The organism is Roseovarius sp. D0-M9 (assembly GCF_037083805.1).
Taxonomy (GTDB): domain Bacteria; phylum Pseudomonadota; class Alphaproteobacteria; order Rhodobacterales; family Rhodobacteraceae; genus Roseovarius.
Genome location: NZ_JBAPKZ010000017.1, coordinates 78,345 through 85,336, shown reverse-complemented (window position 1 = coordinate 85,336; position 6,992 = coordinate 78,345). Strand labels below are relative to the sequence as shown.

The window sequence follows — 6,992 nt, the reverse complement described above, 5'->3', positions numbered from 1 at the left end:
GCGATGGCTGAGGTCTCCGCGTCGGACGCGCCTACCGAAGGCACGAAATATGGGAGCGGCTCAAGCACCGGTGCGCCCGACTACCCACACGGAACGAGAAGGGACCATTTTCTTTCGCAAGCGCCGGGGTGGCAGCGAGCGCGATCAGGGACGTCACAAGAGCAGGTGTTTTCATCGTCTTACCTTTCGATTTTGTGGCGGCACGCACCAAAGTGCGCGTGCTCTAAGCCCCAGTCACGAAAGAAAGCGCCGGATAGTTTCAAAGCATGGCGCTTTATTTATGGGAAACTGAGCCTCGGGTTGGAAAAGCCCCTTGCACTTCAAGGCTCAGGTCGCACAGATAAAAACCTGGGCGGCAGGAAAACTGGGAGTCCGCACTTCCCATATGGATGCACGGCAAACCAGACATTTATGAGGGGTGCAGTATGCTCATCATACACCGCACGTTGGGCGAATTTTACTCCGCCGTTGACACCAGAGACGCGGGATGCGCCAACATCAACCTCAATAGCTCGGTGACGTTAGACCAACGCGTCCAATTGACAGCGAGCATCGAAACGTAGTTAAAACAAAGTGGCTTAAAACCGAGATTCAGAAATATATCATTGAAAAACATTACCTTTTTACTTAACGATACTCTCGCCGAAGGCGTCCCGCCCGGCATTGCCGCAAAGACCCGATCATGAGCCATGACCGCCGCAACACGCCCCTGTCGCCCGCCACCCGCCTTGCGCAGGCCCTCCACCACGTAGAGGAGCGCACCGGCGCCGTCACCCCGTCAATCCAGCCCTCTTCCACCTATGCGCGAGGGCCCGATTACGCCCCCCGACAGCCCTATATCTATCGCCGCGATGGCAACGAGACGACCCAACTGGCCGAGGCCGTCATCACCGATATCGAGGGCGCGGCCTCCACGCTTCTCTTTGCCTCGGGCATGTCGGCGGCCAATGCCGTGCTCGAGGCATTGCCGATGGGCGCGCATGTGGTGGCCCCCAGCGTCATGTATCACGGCGTCCTTCATCAGCTGCGCAAGCATCATGGCACCGGGCGCCTCATCGTCGATTTTCACCCCGTGGGCGACCTGGATGCGATGCGCGCCGTCATGCGCCCCGGCGTCACTGCCCTTGTCTGGGTCGAAACGCCCAGCAATCCGGATTGGACCGTCACCGACATCGCCGCCGCCGCCGAGATCGCCCATGCCGCAGGCGCGCGCCTCGTCACCGATTGCACCGCGACGCCCCCGCCGGGATGCCGCGCGCTTGATCTGGGCGCCGATATCTCGTTTCATTCGGCCACCAAATATCTGGGCGGGCATTCCGATGTCACCGCCGGATCGCTTGCCGTGCGCGACCCGGACGCGATGTGGGACGAAATCGCTTCTGTGCGCATGCTGCACGGCACCATCCTGCACAGCTTTGATGCATGGCTGCTGATCCGCGGCATGCGCACTCTCATGCTTCGGATCGAGCGTCAGACCGCCAGCGCGACCGCCATCGCCCGGCATTTCGACGGGCATCCCCTGCTGCAATCGGTGCTCTACCCCGGCCTGCCCGCCCATCCCGGCCACGCTGTCGCGCTGCGCCAGACAGGCGGCCTTTTTGGCGGTATGCTTTCGATCATCACCAAGGGCGATGAACAGACGGCGATCGACACCGCGCGCCACTGTCGCCTCTTCTATCCGGCCACATCTCTCGGCGGCGTCGAAAGCCTGATCGAACACCGCAAGACCGTTTCTGGCCCCGGCTTTGACGTACATCACAATCTGCTGCGCCTTTCCATCGGCATCGAGGATCCGCAGGATCTGATCGACGATATCGAACAGGCGTTGACCCGCGCGTCGGGATAGTGAGTGCCGAATGGGCGCAAATGTGGCGAAAATGCGAGAACAAACAGCGCACGATACTTGCCCTGCCAAGCTGGATGGTCATATAAAGCCGGACTTAGTAACTGACTCGGCACGGTAGACATGTCTCTCGATCTCAAGGACGCCATCAGTCTCTCGCCCGAGACGATCCGCGAAAACGACATATTCGCACATGCGATCAGGCACAGCCGCCTGCCCCTTTGCATCAGCGATCCGAGCAAGCCAGACGAGCCCATCGTCTTTGCCAACCGGGCCTTTTGCGACCTGACAGGCTATGAAGAGGCCGAAATCATCGGTCGAAACTGCCGGTTCCTGCAGGGTCCTGAAACAACTCCCGAAAGCGTCGAAGAAATTCGCGCTGCGATGACCAGCCGCGAAGTGACGATGGTCGAGATCGTGAATTATCGAAAGAACGGCGAGAAATTCATCAACGCCCTGCAAATCGGCCCGATCTTTGACCAAGACGATCAACTGATTTTCCGCTTCGGCTCGCAGCTTGATATCTCGGTCAATCGTGCCAAGGAACGCCAGACGGCTGAGTTGCGCACGTCCGAGCTGCTGCACCGTCTGAAGAACATCGTCAACGTGATGAGCGTCGTGATCAAGATGACGGGCCGCGACGAAACCGACCCGGAGCAATACAGCGAAAAGGTGATCGAACGCCTCGTCACCCTGGGCCAGACACATTTCGACACCCTCACCAGTGAGCGTCCCCGCGAACTGAAGTTCGAACATCTCGCCCGCACTCTCCTTCTGGCCTATGCGCCCCTCGGCGAACGGCAGGTCAAGTTCGACGGCCCCGATGTGGATCTGACCGGCGACGTTGTCACGTCGCTGACCCTACTCCTGCACGAGCTGGCCACCAACTCGGTCAAGCACGGCAGCCTCGGCTGCGACACGGGCCGCATCGAACTGTCTTGGACGCTGAGCGAGGACAATAAATTCGACATGACCTGGCGCGAGCTTGGCGGCCCCCCCGTCACCCCGCCCAGCAAGGAAAGCGGCGCCGACATCGTGAGCAAACTGATCACTGCCTCCAATGGCGCTTTGCATTTCGACTGGCAGCCGGGCGGCCTCGTGGTCACGCTGAACCTGCCGATTGACGGCGACTGATCGACGCCTCTCACATTTCCGCGCGCCCTATTGGCTTTTCCTGGTAAAAATACCCATCTGAGGCGAGCCGAGTCGCGCCCCATGGCAATTTTCGCCCGCGCCTTGCTTGAGGCACCACCGTCTTTGCACTACCGAGTGCGCGGGGGGCCGCCTCTGGAAACGAAACTGCAAAGGGCACGCTGGCATGGCATTCACGATCGCGATCGACGGTCCGGCAGCGGCGGGCAAGGGCACCGTGGGGCGGCAGCTTGCCGCGCATTTCGGCTACGCCCATCTCGATACCGGGCTGCTCTATCGCGCCACAGGGCGGCGAATGCTGGACGGCGCGGGCGCCGTTGAAGCCGCGCTGAACCTCAAGCCCGAAGACCTCAAGGCACCGGACCTGCGCACCCCCGAGGTCGGGCAAGCCGCAAGCCGCGTCGCCGCCCTGCCCGAAGTGCGTCAGGCGCTGATCGACTTTCAGCGCGCCTTTGCCGCGCGCTCGGGCGGCGCCGTCCTGGACGGGCGCGACATCGGCACCGTCATCTGCCCCGAAGCGGACGTAAAGCTCTATGTGACCGCCTCCGACGAGGTTCGCGCGGCGCGCCGCCTGGCCGAGCTGAGCAGCACGGGCCACGACGTCACCTATGAGAGCGTGCTGGCCGATCTGCGCCAGCGCGACGCCCGCGACAGCGCGCGCGCCGCAGCACCGCTAAAGCCTGCCGATGACGCTCTTTTGTTGGACACATCGAAACTGACCATCGAAGAGGCGGTGCGCCGCGCCATCGAGCTTACCGAGGCGCGCATGAAGAAATGAGGGCGCGCTTGGCAGGGCGATCTGAGACGCATTGGCAAAGCAGACCGGCGCCCCTTCCGAAGGGGGCTGCGGGCCACTATCGGCGACCAGCCCAACAGCCGGGGAGCGATTCGGTAAGCCATCCAAGGTGATTTCACAAGTAGCAGCGCCAAACGTGAAGTTTTGGCGACATGCCGGGGTCAGTAAGCGCCCAATTCGAAAGAATCGACCGCAGGACAGTTTCCCTAGATCCCCGGTTCTCCTAAATCCCCCAGTTTCCCTTGATCTCACGGGCGCATCGTTATAAAGGAACGCGGGTCTGTAGTGGCCGACCGTATTCATGGACCTACCAGTAGGGGCCGGAGTGTATCCGGCTCTTATTCGTGTTTGCAAGACGCCTGACCAACGAAACCCCAAGACCGGCGGAGACAACCGCACGGCCCGAAAAAACCGTAAAAAGGATCCCGAGACCACATGGCTCAAGATACATCTATGGAGGCGTTCGAAGCCCTCCTGAACGAAAGCTTCGAAATGGACACGCCCGAAGAGGGCACAGTCGTCAAGGGCAAGGTTATCGCTGTAGAAGCGGGCCAGGCCATCATCGACGTTGGCTACAAGATGGAAGGCCGCGTCGATCTGAAAGAATTCGCAGATCCCGGTGAGCAGCCGAACATCAATGTCGGCGATGAAGTCGAAGTGTTCTTGCGCTCGGCTGAAAACGCGCGTGGCGAAGCTGTCATCAGCCGCGAAATGGCCCGCCGTGAAGAAGCATGGGATCGCCTCGAGAAGGCATATGCAGCAGAAGAGCGCGTCGAAGGCGCCATCTTTGGCCGCGTCAAGGGCGGCTTTACCGTCGATCTCGGCGGTGCCGTGGCGTTCCTGCCCGGCTCGCAGGTCGATGTGCGCCCCGTGCGCGATGCCGGCCCGCTGATGGGCCTCAAGCAGCCGTTCCAGATCCTCAAGATGGACCGCCGCCGTGGCAATATCGTGGTCTCGCGCCGTGCGATCCTCGAAGAGAGCCGCGCCGAGCAGCGCGCCGAAGTCATCGGCAAGCTGACCGAGGGTGACAATGTCGACGGCGTCGTCAAGAACATCACCGAGTACGGCGCATTCGTCGATCTGGGCGGTGTGGACGGCCTGCTGCACGTCACCGACATGGCATGGCGCCGCGTCAACCACCCCTCCGAGATCCTCGCCATCGGCGAGACCGTCAAGGTGCAGGTGATCAAGATCAACAAGGAAACGCACCGCATTTCCCTTGGCATGAAGCAGTTGCAGGAAGATCCGTGGGACATGGTCGCCGCCAAGTATCCGCTGGAATCCAACCACACCGGCCGCGTCACGAACATCACCGATTACGGCGCATTCGTCGAACTGGAGCCGGGCGTCGAGGGCCTTGTCCACGTCAGCGAGATGTCCTGGACCAAGAAGAACGTGCATCCCGGCAAGATCGTCTCGACCTCGCAGGAAGTCGAAGTCATGGTGCTGGAAATCGACCAGGCCAAGCGCCGCGTCAGCCTTGGTCTCAAGCAGACCATGCGCAACCCGTGGGAAGTGTTTGCAGAAACGCACCCCGAGGGCACCGAGGTCGAGGGTGAAGTCAAGAACATCACCGAATTCGGTCTGTTCATTGGTCTCGAAGGCGACATCGACGGCATGGTTCACCTCAGCGACATCAGCTGGGACGAACGTGGCGAGGACGCGATCCAGAACTACCGCAAGGGCGATGTCGTGCAAGCGGTCGTCTCCGAAGTCGACACCGACAAGGAGCGCATTTCGCTTTCGATCAAGAACCTCGGCGGCGACAAGTTTGCCGAAGCAGTTGGCGGCGTGAAGCGCGGCTCGATCATCACGGTCACCGTGACCTCGATCGAGGATGGCGGCATCGAAGTGGAATATGAGGGCATGAAGTCCTTCATTCGCCGCTCCGACTTGTCGCGTGACCGTGCCGAGCAGCGCCCTGACCGTTTCTCGGTCGGTGACAAGGTCGATGTGCGCGTGACCAACGTGGACAGCAAATCGCACCGTCTGGGCCTGTCGATCAAGGCGCGCGAGATCGCGGAAGAGAAAGAGGCCGTGGAACAGTACGGCTCCTCGGACTCGGGTGCGTCGCTGGGCGATATCCTTGGCGCGGCGCTGAAGTCGGACAAAGACTGACCCACCGGCGCAGTTTGAAATCGGAAAGGCCCCGCAGGAAACTGCGGGGCCTTTTTTCATGGGCGCTTTTTCTCATTGATCTAGCTGCGCAGGCGTCAGCCCTGCGCAAGCACGATGTAGCCTGCATATCCCGCCAGCATCAGCGCGCCGATGACACGCCCGATCTTGGCGCGCATCAGCAAGAGCGCGGTCAGCAGCAGCGACGCGGCGATCATCACCGGAACGTCGAACCCCACAAAGCGGGGCGCTACCGGGATCGGCGTGATGACGGCGGTGACGCCGAGAATCCCGAGGATGTTGAAGATGTTCGATCCGACGACATTGCCGATGGCGATGGCCGACTGGCGCCGAAAGGCGGCAACGACCGAAGTCGCAAGTTCGGGCAGCGAGGTGCCGACCGCGACGATGGTCAGCCCGATGAACGCCTCCGACAGGCCCGCGTCCCGCGCGATGGCAACGGCCCCATCGACCAGAAATTGCGCCCCAAAGAGCAGCGCGACAAGGCCGCCCGCCAGCCACAAGAGCGCGCGCAGCACGGGCATGGGCGGTGGCAGATCCGCCTCGTCAGGCGCGGCATCGCCGGGCTGCACATAGGCCCAGACGAGATAGCCCGCGAGCGCCGCGATCAGGACCGCACCAGCCAGCCGCCCCACATCGCCCAGCGCAAAGATGGCCGCAAGGGCAAGGGATGCGGCAACCATGACACCCGTGTCGCGCCGCAGCGTCGCCCCCGCCACGGTGATCGGCCAGATCAGGGCCGTCGCCCCCACGATCAGCAGCACGTTGGCGATGTTCGATCCGATGACGTTGCCCAGCGCGACGTCCGGCACCCCGCCCAAGGCGGCATCGACCGAAACCAGAAGCTCGGGCGTCGAGGTGCCGAAGCCAACTACGGTCAAGCCGATCAGAAGCGGCGAGATCGCCATGCGCCGCGCGAATCCGACCGCCCCCCGCACCAGCGCGTCACCGCCGAAAAAGAGACCGATCAGCCCGAGGGCGACGTAGAGATAGTCCATGTAGGGGGATCCTTGGGTTAGCTTTTGCACTGCGACTGCAAGTGAGGGTGCGCACGCACCACCGCAA

Annotated in this window: 5 protein-coding genes; 4 read left to right on the top strand and 1 reads right to left on the bottom strand. The window is 62.0% G+C overall.

Annotated elements, in window-relative coordinates; all coding sequences use genetic code 11:
* Positions 1–682 precede the first annotated feature (682 nt).
* The 4 genes from V8352_RS12515 to rpsA all read left to right on the top strand — a co-directional run bounded on the left by V8352_RS12515 (position 683) and on the right by rpsA (position 5,909).
* Positions 683–1,846 carry a trans-sulfuration enzyme family protein gene (locus tag V8352_RS12515; RefSeq protein WP_336424631.1) on the top strand — a complete coding sequence of 388 codons (1,164 nt, stop codon included), beginning with the start codon at positions 683–685 and terminating at the stop codon, positions 1,844–1,846.
* Positions 1,847–1,966: 120 nt separating this feature from the next.
* Positions 1,967–2,977, top strand: coding sequence for a PAS domain-containing protein (locus V8352_RS12510; protein WP_336424630.1), 1,011 nt, complete (start codon positions 1,967–1,969; stop codon positions 2,975–2,977).
* A gap of 184 nt (positions 2,978–3,161) precedes the next feature.
* Positions 3,162–3,773, top strand: a complete 612-nt coding sequence (gene cmk, locus V8352_RS12505; RefSeq protein ID WP_336424629.1) for a (d)CMP kinase — start codon at positions 3,162–3,164, stop codon at positions 3,771–3,773.
* A 453-nt stretch (positions 3,774–4,226) separates the two neighbouring features.
* Positions 4,227–5,909 carry a 30S ribosomal protein S1 gene (gene rpsA, locus V8352_RS12500; RefSeq protein ID WP_336424628.1) on the top strand — a complete coding sequence of 561 codons (1,683 nt, stop codon included), beginning with the start codon at positions 4,227–4,229 and terminating at the stop codon, positions 5,907–5,909.
* A 95-nt stretch (positions 5,910–6,004) separates the two neighbouring features.
* Here rpsA and V8352_RS12495 read toward each other — a convergent pair whose 3' ends face one another.
* Complete coding sequence (locus V8352_RS12495; protein ID WP_336424627.1) at positions 6,005–6,925, bottom strand: calcium/sodium antiporter; 921 nt, start codon at positions 6,923–6,925, stop codon at positions 6,005–6,007.
* Positions 6,926–6,992: the final 67 nt, after the last annotated feature.

Excerpts from the sequence above, each read along its gene's own strand:
- V8352_RS12515 (WP_336424631.1), top strand. The coding sequence starts at position 683 with ATGAGCCATGACCGCCGCAACACGCCCCTGTCGCCCGCCACCCGCCTT.
- rpsA (WP_336424628.1), top strand. The coding sequence starts at position 4,227 with ATGGCTCAAGATACATCTATGGAGGCGTTCGAAGCCCTCCTGAACGAA.
- V8352_RS12495 (WP_336424627.1), bottom strand. The coding sequence starts at position 6,925 with ATGGACTATCTCTACGTCGCCCTCGGGCTGATCGGTCTCTTTTTCGGC.
- V8352_RS12510 (WP_336424630.1), top strand. The coding sequence starts at position 1,967 with ATGTCTCTCGATCTCAAGGACGCCATCAGTCTCTCGCCCGAGACGATC.
- cmk (WP_336424629.1), top strand. The coding sequence starts at position 3,162 with ATGGCATTCACGATCGCGATCGACGGTCCGGCAGCGGCGGGCAAGGGC.